Origin of the sequence: Bacillus sp. LK2 (assembly GCF_001043575.1) — a bacterium.
Lineage (GTDB): Bacteria > Bacillota > Bacilli > Bacillales > Bacillaceae_G > Bacillus_A > Bacillus_A paramycoides.
The window spans coordinates 380,257-398,733 of sequence record NZ_LDUK01000001.1 but is presented as its reverse complement, the minus strand read 5'-3'; the positions used below and the strand labels follow the sequence as shown (position 1 = coordinate 398,733).

14 protein-coding genes, 2 pseudogenes and 1 riboswitch are annotated in these 18,477 nt (G+C 37.5%); of the genes and pseudogenes, 13 read left to right on the top strand and 3 right to left on the bottom strand.

Annotated features, from left to right (window positions below):
* Positions 1-828: 828 nt before the first annotated feature.
* Positions 829-1,054 (bottom strand): annotated as a pseudogene (locus VK90_RS27485) (YflJ family protein).
* Positions 1,055-1,516: 462 nt separating this feature from the next.
* Here VK90_RS27485 and VK90_RS01925 point away from each other — a divergent pair.
* The 10 genes from VK90_RS01925 (at position 1,517) to VK90_RS01885 (ending at position 12,630) form a co-directional block, all read left to right on the top strand.
* The gene (locus VK90_RS01925; protein ID WP_082147740.1) at positions 1,517-2,941 is read left to right on the top strand and encodes an amino acid permease; all 1,425 of its coding nucleotides are present in this window, start codon (positions 1,517-1,519) and stop codon (positions 2,939-2,941) included.
* Positions 2,942-2,958: 17 nt separating this feature from the next.
* Entirely contained in the window at positions 2,959-4,287 is a 1,329-nt protein-coding gene (gene gabT, locus VK90_RS01920) for a 4-aminobutyrate--2-oxoglutarate transaminase (RefSeq protein WP_048370031.1), read from the top strand.
* Between the two features lie 21 nt (positions 4,288-4,308).
* Positions 4,309-5,751 carry an aldehyde dehydrogenase family protein gene (locus VK90_RS01915; protein WP_048370029.1) on the top strand — a complete coding sequence of 481 codons (1,443 nt, stop codon included), beginning with the start codon at positions 4,309-4,311 and terminating at the stop codon, positions 5,749-5,751.
* 185 nt (positions 5,752-5,936) lie between these two features.
* Positions 5,937-6,290 (top strand): DUF3870 domain-containing protein, encoded by a 354-nt coding sequence (locus VK90_RS01910; RefSeq protein ID WP_048370027.1) that lies wholly within the window; start codon positions 5,937-5,939, stop codon positions 6,288-6,290.
* Between the two features lie 99 nt (positions 6,291-6,389).
* Entirely contained in the window at positions 6,390-6,515 is a 126-nt protein-coding gene (locus tag VK90_RS31025) for a hypothetical protein (RefSeq protein WP_269431807.1), read from the top strand.
* Positions 6,516-6,739: 224 nt separating this feature from the next.
* A complete protein-coding gene (locus tag VK90_RS01905) occupies positions 6,740-7,660 on the top strand; it encodes a CPBP family intramembrane glutamic endopeptidase (RefSeq protein ID WP_048370025.1) in 921 nt (306 codons plus the stop codon).
* A 548-nt stretch (positions 7,661-8,208) separates the two neighbouring features.
* Entirely contained in the window at positions 8,209-9,147 is a 939-nt protein-coding gene (gene glaH / locus VK90_RS01900) for a glutarate dioxygenase GlaH (protein ID WP_048370023.1), read from the top strand.
* A gap of 58 nt (positions 9,148-9,205) precedes the next feature.
* On the top strand, positions 9,206-10,408 hold the full coding sequence (lhgO, locus tag VK90_RS01895) for an L-2-hydroxyglutarate oxidase (RefSeq protein ID WP_048370022.1): 1,203 nt from the start codon (positions 9,206-9,208) through the stop codon (positions 10,406-10,408).
* A gap of 220 nt (positions 10,409-10,628) precedes the next feature.
* Positions 10,629-11,633 (top strand): proline racemase family protein, encoded by a 1,005-nt coding sequence (locus VK90_RS01890; RefSeq protein WP_048370020.1) that lies wholly within the window; start codon positions 10,629-10,631, stop codon positions 11,631-11,633.
* 19 nt (positions 11,634-11,652) lie between these two features.
* The gene (locus VK90_RS01885; RefSeq protein WP_048370018.1) at positions 11,653-12,630 is read left to right on the top strand and encodes an ornithine cyclodeaminase family protein; all 978 of its coding nucleotides are present in this window, start codon (positions 11,653-11,655) and stop codon (positions 12,628-12,630) included.
* 288 nt (positions 12,631-12,918) lie between these two features.
* On the opposite strand, the gene VK90_RS01880 is transcribed toward VK90_RS01885, so the two are convergent.
* Entirely contained in the window at positions 12,919-13,677 is a 759-nt protein-coding gene (locus VK90_RS01880; protein WP_048370016.1) for an SDR family NAD(P)-dependent oxidoreductase, read from the bottom strand.
* A gap of 24 nt (positions 13,678-13,701) precedes the next feature.
* Positions 13,702-15,069: an APC family permease gene (locus VK90_RS01875; protein WP_048370015.1), complete on the bottom strand. Its 1,368-nt coding sequence runs from the start codon at positions 15,067-15,069 to the stop codon at positions 13,702-13,704.
* Positions 15,070-15,826: 757 nt separating this feature from the next.
* Here VK90_RS01875 and VK90_RS01870 point away from each other — a divergent pair.
* The 3 genes and pseudogenes from VK90_RS01870 to VK90_RS01860 form a co-directional block, all read left to right on the top strand.
* Positions 15,827-16,015, top strand: coding sequence for a hypothetical protein (locus VK90_RS01870; protein WP_048370014.1), 189 nt, complete (start codon positions 15,827-15,829; stop codon positions 16,013-16,015).
* A 334-nt stretch (positions 16,016-16,349) separates the two neighbouring features.
* Positions 16,350-16,892 (top strand): DUF1003 domain-containing protein, encoded by a 543-nt coding sequence (locus VK90_RS01865; protein ID WP_002175066.1) that lies wholly within the window; start codon positions 16,350-16,352, stop codon positions 16,890-16,892.
* 338 nt (positions 16,893-17,230) lie between these two features.
* A riboswitch (M-box (ykoK) riboswitch) is annotated at positions 17,231-17,396 on the top strand.
* A 369-nt stretch (positions 17,397-17,765) separates the two neighbouring features.
* Positions 17,766-18,446, top strand: a pseudogene (locus VK90_RS01860) (cation-transporting P-type ATPase); the annotation flags it as partial.
* Between the last annotated feature and the right edge of the window lie 31 nt (positions 18,447-18,477).

The window sequence follows — 18,477 nt, the reverse complement described above, 5'->3', positions numbered from 1 at the left end:
TCCCTTAAGTTGATGGGTGTGGGGGCTCACCACATGCCCATCAACTTAAGAATTTTATAACACCCCCAGGATGAAAATTTCGTGTATTTTTGACAGAAAACGGCTTATTTTTTCGTTTGGGGGTATTTGCTTTTCTTAGCTTGATAGCAATGGGGTAACTTGTTTTCTTAAGTTGATGGGCATGGGGTACAGTCAGGAAAATGCGGATGTACAACGCTAGGTCCATTTTCAAGCCGATGCCCCTTTATCATCAACTATTTAAAGTTTCTTTAAACTATTACATAACATATGTTTTTTGTACCACGCTTTATTGATACATTTAACCTTCACAGGTGTTGAAGGTTTAGGCTTATCCCTTAGTGTAGCCATATCATTAGAACATCCTACAATATTTAGACAGAATGTAGCCAATAAAAACGATAATATTGATTTCTTCAAATAACCACTTCTAACTCTTTTTTAGTTAACATCTTTTCATAAAATAAGCTCCTTACTAATTTTATATTACATTAAAAGTTGGAAAATATTCTTATACTCATAAATTGTTACATTTGGAGGGGAAAAACGGAATTCTACAATATGTAAATAAAAAAGGATAATCAGCCCTCATAATGGACTAACTATCCTATAAATTATTATCTAAATTTAATGATTGGGTGACCTTTTTGGGGTTTGCATTATCTTAGTGTGATGTGTAATTGGTTGGCAGAATAGAGGGTGAGTTTGATGGGATTTGTCGATAAGTCGATATATTCCGAGTTGTGGTCGATATATTTGAAAAATCGTTGATATATTAAGTGAATCGGTCGATATCATTTTACTAGTAAATTACTTTTCTTTTATTTTCTCTTGCTGTTCGGTTAATAAAGTGCGTAAGACGTGTCCGCGGTAACTTTCTAGTTTTCGTCCTTCATGATAACGAACACCTAATTTTTTTAATTCAGCTACGTACCAGCCTTTTGTTCCGTAGTACATGAGACCACTTCCTTTTTTGCTTTTGAACAGTATATGTTTCGTCTGCGGGTAATTTTCTTTTTTTATTAAGAAAATTTATCCCGCATTAACGGGCAGTAAGACTCCCACCTCAAAATTCGGCTGTAGAGCAAGGGAGTTAGGTGGGAGATCAACTGCCCGTAAAAGCCCGATTGGTGAGGGCTGATAATCAGTGGGGGATGAACAAAACCCCCACTGATTAAAGTTTCACTTTATCAAAAATGAACATTGAATATTCAGTTTATTTGTATTATGATTAACTTATTATCGGATGACAGTGATTAGCCTCTCTGTAAGCCCGAAGTTACTTTTGTTCAATTTAATAGCGGAGCTTCTTTCCACTTGAGCTTCCTTAGCAGGAGGACGAGCCATAAGGATAGAGACAGTAAAATCCAATGTAAATGTGTACATTGTTTTTCTGGCTCTTTTTATTTTTTTTAAAGCAGGGGGAGATTTAAAGAAAGCACTATCAAGTCCAAGGGGTAATGGAATATAGTGCGTGTCCACGCTAATGGAGGGGCTGGTGAATGGTTTGGCTAAAGCGAAAAAGGAGTTACAAAAGGATTTAAAAACTAGGCATATAACAATGATTTCGATCGGCGGGGTTATCGGTGGAGGTTTGTTTGTAGGAAGTGGAACGATTATTCAAGCGTCGGGGCCAGCAGCGATTTTGTCCTATATTATCGGCGCTTTAATGGTTGTGCTCGTGATGCGGATGTTAGGAGAGATGGCAGCGGAAAATCCTGATAGCGGTTCTTTCGCGACTTATGCGAATAAAGCAATTGGACCGTGGGCAGGGTATACGATCGGTTGGTTATATTGGTTTAATTGGGTCATTATTATCGCAATTGAAGCAGTGCTTTTAGGTGTGATGATTAACAATTGGTTTCCTTCGGTTCCAGCATGGATTGCGAGTTTATGTATGATTCTTTTAATGACAATGACGAATGTATATTCAGTAAAATTGTACGGAGAGTTTGAATATTGGTTAGCGTTTATTAAAGTTGTAGCGATTGTTGCGTTTTTAATTTTAGGAGTTTCGATGTTTTTTGGACTTGTTCCAGGAGTGGAGAGACCGAGTCTTGCTATTATTACGGAAAATGGAGGCTTCTTTCCAAATGGGATTGTCCCTGTATTACTGAGCGTAGTGTTTATTTCTTTCTCGTTATCAGGGAGTGAAGTGGCCGCTATTGCAGCCGGGGAATCTGAGAATCCAGAGAAAAATGTTATACGAGCTATTAATAGTGTAGTATGGCGCCTTATGCTTTTCTTTGTCGGGTCGGTAACGATTTTAGTTATGTTTATTCCGTGGACGGATAAGGAGTTATTAAAACTTCCGTATGCAAGTTTATTCAATATGGCAGGAATACCTGCAGCCGCAGAAATTATGAATGGTGTTGTATTTCTATCGTTACTTTCCGTTATGAACTCAGGTATATATACGAGTTCACGTATGCTATTTTCACTTGCTAAAAAAGGTGATGCTCCGGCTAGTTTCTCACGGTTAAATAGTAGAGGGACACCGGTTATAGCGATATTTGCAAGTATCGTATTTGCATTTATTTGCGCGATGTTGAAATTTATATCTCCAGATAAACTGTTTGCGTTTTTAGCGAATAGTTCAGGTGGTGTAACGATGCTTATGTATATGTTCGTTGCAGTTTCACATATTCGGTTAAGACGAGAAAGGGAAAGAGAAGGGGCTGGAAAGCTAAAAGTGAAAATGTGGTTATTCCCTTATCTCACATATGCAACGCTTTTGATGATTATTACGATATTTGCTTCACAAGCGTTTATAGAAGATATGCGTATGCAATTTTACATGACATTACTAGCTACTACCCTAGTAATAATAAGTTATTTTCTAAGAGTTAGAAAGTTAGATAAGCAAAAGTTGAATGATTTTACGATTATACAAGATGCGGAAGTTAGTTTAGAGAAAGAATAAGAAAAGGGGTATGTTCCATGTTGAAAGAGAAGAAAGATATTACAACTACAAAATCTAGCATATTACATGAAAGAAGAAAAAATGCAGTGCCAGAAGGGCCTTACAATATTACAGAGCTGTATGTGCAATCAGCAAAAGGCGCAATTATTACAGATGTAGATGGCAATGAACTAATCGACTTTGCGGGCGGAATTGGTATGCAAAACGTTGGGCATTGTCATCCGAAAGTAGTGAAGGCGATTCAAGATCAAGTGGAATCTTCTATTCATAGTTGTTTTCACGTAGCGCCGTATGAAAGTTATATTGCATTAGCTGAAAGACTGAATGAATTAACGCCAGGAGATTTTAAGAAAAAAACGATGTTCGCTAATAGCGGAGCTGAAGCAGTAGAAAATGCGGTGAAGATTGCTAGAAAAGCAACTGGAAGAAGCGCTATCGTTTCGTTTGAGCGCGCTTATCATGGGCGCACACTTATGACGATGTCACTTACAAGTAAAGTGAAACCGTACAAGCACGGATTTGGACCGTTCGCACCAGAAGTATACAAATTGCCATATCCGTATTATTACCGTGCTGACGAAGGACTGACGCAAGAAGAAGTAGACGCGCAAATTTTAGCGTACTTTGAACGTTTTATGTTAGAGGAAGTGGCAAGTGATAATATTGCTGCGATTATTTTGGAACCGCTTCAAGGAGAAGGTGGATTTATCGTTCCGACGACTACGTTCATGCGAGGCGTCCGAAATATTTGCGATAAATATGGAATTGTTATGATTGCGGATGAAATTCAAACAGGTTTCGCTCGTACGGGTAGCTTATTTGCAATGGATCATTTCGGTGTAGCTCCTGATTTAATGACATTTTCAAAATCAATCGCTGCCGGCATGCCGCTGAGCGCAATAACAGGAAGAGCGGAATTGATGGATGCATCTGGCCCAGGTCAACTTGGTGGTACTTTTTCAGGAAGTCCAGTCGCTTGCGCCGCTGCATTAGCTGTTTTAGATGTAATAGAAGAAGAGAATTTAGTAAAGCGTGCGATAGAAATTGGTGAACGTATGATGGAAGTATTTAATAGTTGGAAAGATAAATATGAAGTAGTTGGTGATGTTAGAGGGATTGGCGCTATGACAGCAATTGAGCTTGTGAAGGATAAAGAAACGAAAGAGCCAGCAACGGAAGAGGTTAAAGCGATTATGAAGGAAACGCATAGTAAAGGAGTCATTACAATAAGCGCTGGTATTTATAGTAATGTACTTCGCTTCTTGCCGCCCCTTGTTATAACAGATGAACAACTTGAAGAAGGGCTTACTATTATTGAAGCTGCTATTGCGAAACTATCAAAATAAAAAAATGGTGGGGGCAGGGGAATGAGGTTTTTCAATTATATAAACGGTGAGTGGAAAGAACCTTCCACGAATGCATACGTTAAAAATTATAATCCGCATAACGGGGAAGTGCTAGGTGAATTCCCGTTTAGTTCAGTAGAAGATACACGAGTAGCCATCGCATCAGCGAAAGAAGCTTTTCAAAAATGGCAACGGTTATCGTTTCAAGAAAGAGCAAGTTATTTATGGAAAGCGGCAGCTATTTTGAAAGAAAAGGTAAATGAAATTGGGCAAGATGTAACGAACGAAGAGGGAAAGACGATTGCTGAAGGAATAGGAGAGACGAAGCGTGCTATTAGCATTCTTGAATATTATGCAGGGGAAGCAAATCAGCCGATAGGTGAGCTCATTCCGTCTGCTAATGAAAGTACAATGCTTTACAGTAAACGAGTGGCAGTAGGGCCAGTTGGATTAATTACGCCGTGGAACTTTCCAATTGCGATTCCAGCGTGGAAAATGGCGCCGGCACTTATTTACGGAAATACGATTGTCATTAAGCCGGCTGAAGTTACGCCAAAATCAGTGTACCATCTTGTAAATGCTTTTCATGAGGCAGGTATTCCAGCAGGCGTTATAAACTGTGTATTCGGCAAAGGGTCTGAAGTTGGAGCAGAATTAACGGGAAATCCGGATATACAAGCGGTATCCTTTACTGGTTCTAATCACGTTGGAAACATCATTCAAAAAGCAGCCGTTGAAACTCGGAAAAAAGTACAATTAGAAATGGGCGGGAAAAATCCGTTAGTTGTATTAAAGGATGCCGATATTGAAAAGGCGGTAAATATTGCGATAAAGGGTGCATTTATGTCAACAGGGCAAAAGTGTACCGCAACAAGTAGAGTAATCGTAGAAGAGGAAATTTATGAAGCGTTTCGCGATCAACTTTTGCGGAGCACCGAGGCTCTTACAGTTGGGAATCCGCTAGAACCAGATACATTTATGGGCCCATGCGTTTCAAAGGGACAGCAGCAATCTGTTTTATCGATGATTGAAGTAGGAAAACACGAGGCTTCTTTACTTTATGGAGGCAGCGTGCCGAAAGAAGCAGAATTGCAGCGAGGGTGTTATGTTTTACCGACCATTTTTGAAAATGTAGATCAAGATGCACGCATTGCAAAAGAAGAGATTTTCGGGCCTGTAATATGTTTATTTAAAGTGAAAAGTTATGAGGAAGCCGTTTCTTTAGCGAATGATACAGAATATGGGCTAAGCGCATCTATTTGTACAAATAATTTAAGTTTGTCGCAAAGGTTTATTGATGATATGGAAGTTGGAATGGTTCATGTGAATTCAGAAACTGCAGGAGCAGAACCACAAGTTCCGTTTGGCGGAATGAAAAACTCTAGTGCTGGACCGCGTGAACAAGGAAAAGCGGCTAAAGAATTTTATACGAGAATAAAGACAGTATACGTAGATCAAGTATAAGCGATAAAGTGAAACTAATAATCAGAGGGGGTTTTGTCTATCCCCCTCTGACTATTAGTTGAACCAATCAGGCTTTTACGGGCAGTGGATCTCCCACCTAACTCCCTCGCATTCGCCGAATTTTGAGGTGGGAGTCTTACTGCCCGTTAATTCGGGATAAAAAACATAGTAACGGAGGATGAAATATGCGTAAAGGGACTTTTTTTATGGCGGGACATTCGAGACTTCCGAAAGGGATGGCTGTTCGCAGTTTGTATGAAACATTAACAATTACAATTGAGGCAGATCATAAATACCATGTCATTATTGAAGCGTCATGTACGCTTGCGACAGAGCACGGTAGAGACTTCGTCGCTCAAATTTTGAGAGGACATAGTTTGCGAGATGGTATTGAAGAAATCGTTCAAGATATTACAGATCATTATCAAGGAAAAGCGCAAAATGCTATTGTTAGTGCGGTAAAAGATTTGCATCGCCAATATGTAGGTTATTTAAATGATGAACAGCCTCAAGGTGAGTACGAGGAAACAACTCCATAATAACTGTCTAGTTTATCGCATTTATGTCCATAAACAAGAGCCAGTTGTATTTCCTTTTAAGGAATACGACTGGCTTTTTATATTGAGGAGGAAAGGAACATGAAAAAAATAAGTGAAGTTCAAGTTGTAAAACAAGGGGAGAAAAAAAGAGGATGTGCGGAAAGTAAAGGGATTTGTAAAATGTGTAAAGTTTGTAGGGGTATCGCCACACATCCATCAAGCTAAAATTTCGTTCTGGGGTAATTCCGAATTCTTAAGTTGATGGGCATGGGGTAGCACTCAAGGTAGACAAAGAAATGAAGGAAACTGTTATAGAAATTTCTACATTTCTTTGGTAACGTATCGCTCCTTTCTTACAAAAACCTTAACTTTATTACATTAAAAAGGTTCTTTATGAAAACATGTAGAATTAGCACATATCGCAGTATTTTATAATTGAAGAGGTGATTATGTTGAAGTATTTAACAAAATCAAAAAACTCATCAACAGGTCTGAGAGGGTATTTGGAATCCTATCCGTTAACTTCATTTTTTGTAATGGCATATTTATTCTCGTGGGTTGTATTAATTCCATTTATCTTATCCCAATGGGGTATTTTTCCTAAAACAAAAGCGTTTGATATTTTCTTTGTTGCCAATGCATTTGTAGGCCCTATGTTAGCAGCGTATATCATGTTTCGAACTCTTGAAGGCAAAGAGTCATGGAAAAAAGTTAGAAAAAGCATCATATCTATTAAAGTCGGTTTGAAGTGGTACTTGTTTACTCTCATCGTTATCCCTGCTGCAATGTTTCTGGGGATGATAATTTTAAATGGAGGGATACCTACCCTCGATGGCCTTACTTCTAAATTTTATGTGACCTATCTCATCTCTTTTGTAGCTATTTTCTTTCTCGGTGGACCGTTACCTGAGGAAATTGGATGGCGTGGTTTTGCGCTACCAAGATTACAATCGAAGTTTGGGCCATTGAAAGCATCATTACTACTTAACGTTTTGTGGGCTTTTTGGCATCTTCCACATTTCTTAACTGCTGCACAAAGAGGTGGACCAGGTTCTGATCTTTCTCTCCTATATTTTCATTTGCCGATTTTTATTTTGCTGTGTTTGCCGATCTCAATCATTCTCACTTGGGTCTATAACTGTCATCACGGTAACTTATTTATTGTCATGCTAGTTCATGCGAGTGTAAATACGTTTAGCTTGGTGCAAACTCATTCCACCAACCCTGTTTTAAAGAATTCGGATTTATTTGTAGTGATAGGATTGGGAATTGTTGCTTTGCTTATTCTTATTTTCACACGAGGCAACCTTGGATATAAACAAACTTCTAATGAAGTAGAGTTCAGTAACAATGAAAATATAAGTAAATAGAAACGAAAATCATAAAATAGGTTGATGGCAATAGGGTACCGCCACATCGCTATCAAGTTAAGAAATCCATTTTTTCCCCAAAGTGAAAAAAATGAACTAAATTTCTATGGACAACTATGAAAAGATGAAATTTTCGTTTTGGGGATACTTCAAAATCTTAAGTTGATGGATGTTTGTCTGTACCCCAAAAAGCCGTGAACCAGTGTAGAGAAAATAAGAAAAAATAAATTGACAGTTAGAATATTTTGAATTATTATTTAATTAATAAGATCCATACGAGAAATTAGCCTTCTCTATATCCGATCTTGCTTTCCTGTTTTACACATATTTTCATATAAACTGTCTATTATTATTGTACTTTAAGAGATTAAAGAACACTCGTAATTATTAGCCAGTTGTACGTTTTCACGGTTTTATGTCGTGGATGCGTATGACTGGCTTTTTCGATGTTAGGGCAGTAAGACCGTATCTCGGCATAAGAAGATAAGGATAACTGTCTGTAAAAAGCGTCAATAAGTTCTTCATATTTAAATTTAGGAGGAATTGAAATGTCGATTATTACAGAACAAAGTACGAAGATGAAATTTGCAAAGAAATATGAGGGATATGAGATTGTTCCTCATCCAGGGCATAAACGTTTATATCATATTTTATTAAATCAGCAATTGCTTAAACAGTTTTTTGAAGAGGTAAAAGAGCATTCAGAGCAATCATTACAATACATTCCGTATTCTCGATTTAATCTTGCGGATGGAATGAGAAAGATTTTTGGGCAATCATTTATGGATAACATCCGCGGCATTATTCATGATCGTGAAACAGGCGGATTTACAATTGGGGTGCAAGGTGAAACATCAGATCCAGCAGACTATGTGAAATTTGCAACGGCATTAACACATTTAATCGGGACGCCGAATTTTGATGCGATGACAGGAACGTACTATGCGAGATTTAATGTGAAAGATACGGATAGTAGTGATTCTTATCTTCGCCAAGCGTACCGTTTATTCACACTTCATACAGACGGTACATTTGTTGATGAACCGACAGATTGGCTTCTTATGATGAAAATTGAAGAGCAAAATGCAGTAGGGGGAGAATCTCGTTTACTACATTTAGACGATTGGGAAGATCTGCAGAAGTTTAGAGATCATTCGCTCGCATCTGTTAAGGTTACGTATAAAGCACCACCGAGTAAAAATTCGCAAGAAATCGTCTATCGTGAAACATTTTTTGATGTAAATAACGCACCTTGTATTTGCTTTATTGATCAGTTCGCTTATCCGGATAATATTGAACAAGCAAACTATCTGAAAGATTTATCGTATTCTGTTGAAAACTCACCAGCAACGCATGCATTAAAATTACCAGTTGGTGATTTAGTTCTTTTAAATAACTTATTTTGGATGCACGGAAGAGCTGCATTTGAGAAAAATAAAGATTTATATAGAGAACTAATGCGTCAGCGAGGTTGTTTTTCTAAATAAGTTTGTATGGCGGGTCTTAAAAAAGGCCTGCCTTTCATCATATTAAGGGGGAAGTAGGATGTATGACTTTATAATTATTGGCGGAGGAATTGTTGGACTATCAACTGGAATGGCTTTAACGAAAAAATTCCCTCGTGCGAAAATCGCGATCATTGAAAAAGAAAAGGAACTTGCACATCATCAAACTGGACATAATAGCGGAGTAATTCATTCTGGAATTTATTATAAACCAGGGAGCTATAAAGCAAAGTTTGCCAAAGAAGGAAATGCAGCTATGGTTCAATTTTGTAAAGAAAATGACATCGCTTATGACATGTGCGGGAAAGTAATTGTCGCTACAGAAAGAGAAGAACTTCCTCTTTTACATAACTTATATGAGAGAGGCTTACAAAACGATTTACAGATTTCTAAAATTAGTCAGGAAGAATTAGCCGAAGTTGAGCCTCATGTAAAAGGACTTGGCGCAATTCGTGTTCCTTCTTGCGGGATTGCTGATTATAAAGGAGTAAGTTATGCATTTGCACGTTTGATTCAGGAAAGCGGCGGGGAAGTACATTTAGGAACAGCGGCAGAGCGGATTGTTGAGAAAAAAGATGTCGTAACAATTGAGACGAATAAAGGCGTATTCAAAACAAAATTTCTTATTAACTGCGCTGGATTACATAGTGATCGTATTGCGAAAAAGACAGGAATATTAACGGATATGAAAATTGTTCCGTTTCGTGGTGAATATTACGAACTTGTCCCAGAAAAACGCCATCTTGTACAACATTTAATCTATCCAGTTCCAAATCCAGAATTTCCGTTTTTAGGTGTTCATTTTACAAGAATGATAAACGGAGACGTACATGCAGGACCAAATGCAGTATTAAGCTTCAAACGCGAAGGCTATACGAAAACAGACTTCAACATAAAAGACTTCATGGAAACAATGACATACACAGGATTTTGGAAAATGGCGATGCCAAATATGAAAGAAGGCATAAAAGAGATGGTACGTTCATTTAGTAAACAATCATTCTTAAAAAGCTTACAGCGCTTAATACCAGAACTTACAGAGAAAGATATCGTACCAACACATGCAGGTGTAAGGGCGCAAGCTATTTTATCAAACGGAAATATGGTTGATGACTTCTGCATTATCCCTGGCATAAATTCTTTACATATTTGCAATGCGCCATCTCCGGCGGCAACGGCTAGTATAAAAATTGGTGAGGAGATTGCTAAGCAAGTGCCGGATGTGGTGGCGGTGAGGGTTTAATGGGTCCCCCGAGGTTTCGGGGGATTTTTTTGGTTGGGGTTTGGTGAGTGTGTGGGTGATTGGAGGTTAATAATATCCCACTGTCTACTGTATAAAAAAGTAGACAGTGGGATATAAAATTCTTTACATTTTTCAGAAAAAGTGTAAAGAAATTAACGATCTGTACTTTGGCATAGTACTTGCAATGAAAATAGTATCAACATATAGGGGAGAGATAGAAATGAAGATTAGTAAAATATACACAACAATCGATGCGCATGTAGCTGGAGAACCACTTCGAATCATTACGGGCGGGGTGCCAGAGATAAAGGGAGAAACGCAACTTGAAAGACGCGCATACTGTATGGAACATTTGGATCATCTTCGCGAAGTTCTGATGTATGAACCGAGAGGACATCACGGAATGTACGGTTGTATTATTACTCCGCCTGCAAGTCCTCATGCTGATTTTGGCGTGTTATTTATGCACAATGAAGGCTGGAGTACGATGTGTGGACACGGCATTATCGCTGTCATTACAGTTGGAATTGAAACTGGAATGTTTGAAGTGACAGGCGAAAAACAAAAATTCATTATTGATAGCCCTGCTGGGGAAGTTATTGCGTATGCAAAGTATAACGGGAATGAAGTAGAGTCGGTATCGTTCGAAAACGTTCCTTCATTTGTATACAAAAAAGATGTTCCTATCAAAATAGATAACTATGAATTTCAAGTAGATATTGCGTTTGGCGGAGCATTTTACGCAGTTGTAGATAGTAAAGAATTTGGTTTGAAAGTCGATTTCAAAGATTTATCTGCTATTCAAACGTGGGGCGGAAAAATTAAACATTATATTGAAAGTCAAATGGAAGTAAGACATCCACTTGAAGAAGATTTAAAAGGAATATACGGCGTTATTTTCTCAGATGAACCGAAAGGAAAAGATGCCACTTTACGAAATGTAACGATCTTCGCTGACGGGCAAGTAGACCGTTCTCCTTGCGGCACAGGAACTTCCGCAAGAATCGCGACCCTTTTTGAAAAAGATGCCTTACAAAAGGGAGAAACATTCATCCACGAATGCATCACTGACGGCCAATTTGAGGGAGAAGTATTATCCGTAACAGCGGTCGATAAATATGAAGCAGTCGTTCCGAAAGTGACGGGGCAAGCATTTATTACAGGATTTCATCAGTTTGTTGTAGATCCGAGAGATGTTTTGAAGCGGGGGTTTTTGTTAGGATAAAAGGAGGAGGTGAACAAATATGCTAGTTATAAGCGCGAACGAACAAAGAAACTTAGTAAATATGAACGAAGTTATTGAATATGCGGCGCTTGCTTTAAAAGAGTTTTCTGCAGAAAGAACGATTACACCAATTCGCGCCTCATTACCATTTGCGAACGAGCAAAATACCGCATTAATTATGCCTTCAGTAGCGGAAGGACTTGAGGCACTCGGTTTAAAAGTAGTAACGGTAGCTCCTCATAATAAAAAGATAGGAAAGAAAACGATAAACGGGATCGTTATGCTATCAGACTTTCAAACGGGAGAACCGCTCGCACTTTTAGAAGGATCATACTTAACGATGATCCGAACAGGCGCCTTATCAGGAGTAGCGACAAAACATTTAGCTCGTCATAACGCAAAAAACTTATGCATCATCGGAACAGGTGAACAGGCGAAAGGTATTGCTGAAGCTGTACTTGCTGTTAGGGATATTGAAAAAATCATCCTATACAACCGAACGGAAGAAAAAGCCTATGCATTCGCACAATATATACAAGAGACATTCAACAAACCGGCTTACGTTTACACAAATCCAGATGAAGCAATAAGCGAAGCAGACATCATCGTCACAACAACGAACGCATCCACACCAGTCTTCTCAGAACAACTACAAAAAGGCGTCCACATAAACGCCGTCGGCTCATTCAGACCGAGCATGCAAGAACTACCATCTCACGCCATCGCTACCGCAAATAAAGTAATAGTCGAATCAAAAGAAGCAGCGCTAGAAGAAACAGGCGATCTCCAAGTTCCGATAAAAGAAGGTCTATTCAAGGAAACCGGCATTCACGCCGAACTTGGTCAAATTATAAGTGGAGAAAAACCTGGTAGGGAGAACGATGAAGAGATTACTGTTTTCAAATCAGTTGGTTTAGCAGTAGTAGATATTATAGTTGCGAAGTATTTGTATGAAAAAGCGGTGGAGCGTGGAGTGGGGAATAGGATTGAGTTTTGAGGCTGCCTTTTGGTGGTCTTTTTTTGTTGATAAGGGAGAAGCTATGTGTTTTCAAGAGTAGGTTTGAAAGAAATTCGTAATGTTTAAAAATAAAAGGTACTCACATATTAGTCATGTCTAATATGCGAGTACCTTTTATTTTTATGTGGAGTCAATTCCGGCTGTTATAACGTGAATAATGCAAGGTTAGAAACAAAGCTAACTTAAGCACATTCCAGAATGACTCGATTGACCAAACTTAAATCCTGCTTCATCTTGTACAAAAAAAGGGCAGCTGGGTGCCCTTTTCTATTTAGCTGTCATGGCACCGTCTACAACCACAGCACTACCAGTCATTGCTGATGATTCATCTGAGGCAATGAATAAAGCTACATTCGCAATTTCGTCTGTATGAATGACACGACCAATTGGTTGGAAGTCATCAATGCTATTTAGTACATTTTCAATACCACCCATTAGATTTGCATGCGCATCGTTAATGGTAGTATTCACCCAACCTGGACAAATGCAATTGGCACGAATATTTTCCTTAGCATAATCCAACGCTATAGCCTTGGTAAGCATTAATATAGCTCCTTTGGAAGCCACATATGCAGATAACATAGGCTCTGCAACTAAGCTGTTTACAGATCCTAAATTAATGATAGATCCCCCACCACTTTTTCTCAGTTCAGGGATACCGAACTTGGTCGTAAGATACATGGATTTCACATTTACATCCATCGTTCGGTCCCACACCTCTTCCGTGATATTCTCAATTTTCCCAGGAACATTTATCCCCGCATTATTACAAATAACATGTAAAGCGCCAAAATGTTCTACAGTATAATTGATTAAATTTTGAACTTGATTGGAATCTGAAACATCTATACGGAAAAATTCAGCATCGCCACCAGCATTTTGTATTTCCTCTACCACCTCCGCTCCTTGGTCGATGATATCACTCACCACGACTTTCGCTCCTTCTTTAGCGAATCGTTTTGCAATGGCTGCGCCAATTCCTCTTCCAGCTCCTGTTACAATCGCAACTTTCCCTAACAATCTCATACGCCAACCCTCCATTAAATTATATTACTCTCGGAATGCAGGTGGTTTTATTTTATAACCGCCTGATTTAACTGCTCCTACCGTAATTCCGAGAACCAACCAGCAAGCACCAAAAATAAACGTCTTTAAGGTAAATCCTGACCAAACAAAAGTAACAATGCCAAAACCAATTAAAGGCATAACCAAATAATATATATAAGATTTCAAACCACGATTTCTCTTTTTAAAGAAAAAGTACCAACAAACACATAAATTTAAAATCATAAATGAAGTAACGGCCCCAAAGTTAACAAACATTAAGATTGTTTCTGTTGGTAACGTGAGAACAGTAACGGCACATATAATGGCAGACAAATAAGTTGAATTTACTGGAGATTGATATTTTGGATGAATCTTCTTAAACACATTCGAAAATGGTAGAAGATTGTCACGACTCATAGAAAAGAGAATTCTAGAGGTCGCTGCCATACAGTTTAAATTTACAGCTCCGGCTATAGCAACTACGTTAATAAGGATTATTACTACGTAAAAGGCTGTACCACCAGCTTCTTTCAAAATATTAAAGTACCCTAAATCTGGATCAAGGGTGGCATAGTTTGGATGAATCAAATGTGCGATATATGCTTGAGCCACAAAGAAAAAGCCGATAAATACAATAGAAAGAACCGTTGCCTTTCCAACAGTTTTTCTTGGTTCTGTCGCCTCTTCCGACAGTGTACTAATCCCATCAAAACCTAAGAAACCAAGGACGGCGATAGTAGTTGAAGTAGCAATCAATCCAAAATTGAAATGTTCAGATTGGAAGAATGGATCAAGGGTAAATCCACCAGTGCCGTGACCTCCAACAAACACATAGTTAATACCAACAATCAATACGGCTGCAATGACGACGACTTGTACATAAAACATAATCATGTTCATTCGAGAAGTAACTGTGATTCCTCGGATATTAATATACGTATTAATAGCAATAAACAGCAACGCCCATACTGAGGAAGGGACAGTAGGAAAGATCCCGGTCATCCAGTTTCCAGTCATCGAATACAATAATGCAGGCAGTAGAACATAGTCAGCCAGGATAATCCAACCTGCTACGAATCCAACATGTGGATTTACTGCACGTTGGATGTACGAATATACAGATCCAGATATAGGGAATTCCTTTGCCATATGGCTATAGCTATAGGCAGTAAACAACATGGCAATTACCCCTACGATATATACCAAACATGACATACCAAAACTTTGCTGGGCTACCATTCCATACACTTGCATCGGCGCCAATGGAGCCATAAAGACCATGCCATAAATGGTTAGCTCTTTTAAACCAAGGCTTCGCTTTAATTCTTGTTTGTATCCAAATTGACTTATTTCAGTTTCAATCTGAGACATTGAATCACCCCTTTTTTAACATATTTAAGCGTATTATAAAGAAAATTCTGAATATTTTCAATAATGTTTTTTAAAACCATTATCTAAAATATTACTGGTGGAATTAGTGCAAAATTAGACCTGTTTGTTGATGGAATTGTAGAGAAATATCCGTAAGAAATTGTTGGATATTATTGGGATGAAGGCTGTGTTCTTATACCAGAAGGAAATCGTAAACGTTATAAAGAAGCTATAAAGCATTTTAAAAAAGTAAAAGATATTCTTGAAAATAAATTACAAGACCAAGAGGCGTGGGAATTTAACTTAACAGCCTTGAAAGGGCATCATAAAAATAAAAAAGCATTTTTAGATGAGCTGAAAGTTTTTGAGTAAAAAAGATAGTTTAGATTTGAAGACCGCCTTTTAGCGGTCTTTTTTATTGTGAGATAGAAGAGAGGGCGATCCATATATTTTTGCACATGAAAGTGCATTGAGATTGTGGTGTTCTTTTTGTTTATAATTCGCGTACATATATCTAATGTAATGTGTAGTGTTTGCAAAGAAAAGAGGTGTAAATTGTACCTCTTTTTTTTATTGGATAGATAAGGGATGATTTGCTTTTTTACTTTCGATAGTAATTGGTTATGTAAATCTCACATGCACGGAATATACAAAAGGAATTTATCTTTTGAATGAGAATATAATAACTTATAAAAAAAGGAATGATATGAATACCTTATCAATATTTATCCATTTTAAGTATAAAGGAGAGTAAATAATGAACGAAGGTAATATTCCACTTAAAGAACAAAACCAAGCAGATTTTACAGGAGATCAAAAATATAAAGAAAAAGTGCCTTGGAAATTAGGAAAACATCTCAACCATAATCATGTAGAAAAGTTAAATAGTTTAATAACAGATCACCATCAACTTATGTTTCATTTATTAAATAACAAGGTAACTTAAACAAAGCATGATGGAAATGTATGATTTAGGGTATATTCATAAACCGTTGTTTATACGAGTTTTCTTTATATGAAAATGTAAGATAATTAAAATGTAGTTTTCAATAATCGCATAGTCAGAAGAGACAAGATAACATATAATGAGAAAGGATTTTAAAAAAAGTGAGGTGGAACTGTTTTATGAGTAATCCGAGTATAGGAGAGTCGGATATAGAATCGACATCAGAGGCAGTCATACAACTGAATATTCGAAGCGGATTACCGTATAGAAATAGTTACCGCTTCATGTGAATTTTGGAAAGATGGCTTCCTCTATAAGTGAGGAGGTTTGTACAATGGTACAAAAAATCTGGAATCAAATTAAAGGATCAAAAAAAGAAGCTACGAAAATCCAAGGCTTTGATATTGACTTAAACCAAGAAAGCTTAACACGTATTGACCGACTTGTAGATCGTTACGAGTCAGAAATCCTTCATCAACTTGATAGTGCATATATACAACGAACAAAGTGGGCAGATCGACTAGCTGATAAAATTGCCCAATTTGGAGGTAGCTGGCGATTCATCACCTGGTTTGCATTGTTTCTTGGTGTCTGGATTATTTGGAATAGCCTGTCTATCACAAAAGGAGCACATTTTGATGCTCCGCCATTCATTTTATTGAACTTATGTTTATCTTTTATAGCAGCGTTTCAGGCTCCTGTTATTATGATGAGTCAGAACCGTCAAGCGGCGCGTGACAAGCACGAATCTGTCATTGATTTTGCGATTAATTATAAAGCAGAGCAAGAGATTGATGATATGCAAAGTCATCTTCACCGTATAGAAGGTGATTTAAAGGAAATTAAGGATTTATTGAAACAATTAAAGATTGACTAAATATAGTACCTTTAAAAATCAAAAAAGCTAATCGTCTATCTAAAAAATATAAATAGACGATTAGCTTTTTTTATATTATTTGTTTGTATAAATTTTTTAAAAAAACTCTTGATAACGAATTTTATATTAACAGGCAGCCTTTTTGATAGGCTAAAATAATCATTTGTTCTATTTGTTTTCCAAGTGATAAATGCTTGCCTAATCTGAACTAATGAAGCCTGTAAAGGGAGTTATTAAGAAGTTTTATAGTTGAATTGAAATGTAGGGTGAATTTGAAATTTTTTTAAAAACGATTGACCCCTATTTTTAGAAGGCGTATGATTGTGGATAGAAATTGAATATGTCTCTGTTAGGTGAGGCTCCTGTATAGAGAGACGCTACTGCCCAAAAATGTCGAGAGACGCCAATGGGTCAACAGGAAAGGTCGGAATGAAGGTCTTTTTTAACGTAGCTGGTTTGAACCTATGCTATACAGTGCTAAAGCTCAACGAGGGAGAGGTACGATTATGTCTGATAAAGGCTGCTTAAAATTAAGTAGTTTTATTAGTGCGTGTTTAATGATGTATTGAAACCTTTACTCGTTGATGAGTAAAGGTTTTTTTATTGCAAGGATGCACCTTTCTCCTACATCTTACATAGTATATTCAAGAAAATTGATTCGGAAAAGGAGGTGGGGAACGATGTCACTTGGTGACCCAAGCCCGATACACATATGCTTTACATTTATATTTCATCATGTAGGTAGGAAACGACTTGTTCCTCCCTCTCTAAAAAGTAGATAGTCGAGAAACAACGAATTTCCTCCTGCGTGTATAAAGGAGGAAACTACCGATGTTACGTGTAAAAAAACAAATTGAAGATGTCAAAATGGACATGCATCAAACAAATAAAGGTACATCAAAACGAAACAAACAAACTTCTTATAATCAAGAAGTGATGAAGCAAAACAATGAAATATTAGTGGAAGTTGCTACAAGGGATGTTGAATCAGCATTAGCTTTTTTAGAAACAACTCCAAACGGAATTTCTGAAAAAGAAGCGGAAAGACGCATTGATACGCACGGAAGAAATGAAGTGGCACATGAAAAGCCACCAGCATGGTATCTTCAATTACTTCTTTCGTTTAAAAATCCATTTATTTTCGTATTATTGGCTTTAGGAGTCCTATCCTTCTTCACTGATGATATGAAAGGAACAATTGTTGTAACTGTAATGGTTGTTTTAAGTGCTTTCATCCGTTTTTTACAAGAATTCCGATCTCAACAAGCAGCAGAAAAATTAAAAGCAATGGTTCGTACGACGGCTACTGTTTTGAGAACAAAAGAATTCACAAACAACATGGATAAAAAAGTTGATATAAATAACAACCAAACACTGGAGCTTCCTATTGAAGATCTTGTACCTGGTGACATTATCAAACTTTCCGCTGGTGATATTGTTCCAGCAGATGTTCGCATTCTTTCTGCTAAAGATCTATTTGTAAACCAAGGTGCTCTAACTGGGGAAGCTTTGCCTGTTGAAAAATACGAAAATTACCATCATTCAAACATTAAGAAATTTCATAGTTGGTTATAACATCTTCTTT